Origin of the sequence: Bradyrhizobium sp. sGM-13 (assembly GCF_018398875.1) — a bacterium.
Classification (GTDB): Bacteria; Pseudomonadota; Alphaproteobacteria; order Rhizobiales; family Xanthobacteraceae; genus Bradyrhizobium.
Genome location: NZ_JAGWDK010000567.1, coordinates 1 through 206 on the forward strand (window position 1 = coordinate 1; position 206 = coordinate 206).

Genomic DNA, 206 nt, shown 5'->3' on the forward strand with positions numbered 1-206 from the left:
CTGGGTGCGCGATGCGGTTGTGGTGGCGCGCCAGGACCGGTCCGGCGACAAGCACATCGTCGGCTATGTGGTGTGTGCGCCCGAAGCTCAATCGGATGAGCTGGATGGCGCTGACCTTGCCAGCGCCTTGCGCACGCACTTAGGTGCGTACCTGCCGGACTACATGGTGCCGGCGGCGTTCGTGCGGCTATCGGGGCTGCCGCTGA

At 67.0% G+C, this 206-nt stretch carries 1 protein-coding gene; it reads left to right on the forward strand.

Annotated elements, in window-relative coordinates:
- Nucleotides 1–206, forward strand: a 206-nt coding sequence (locus tag KJQ96_RS39990; RefSeq protein WP_213291322.1) for a hypothetical protein, incomplete at both ends; no start/stop codon positions are given.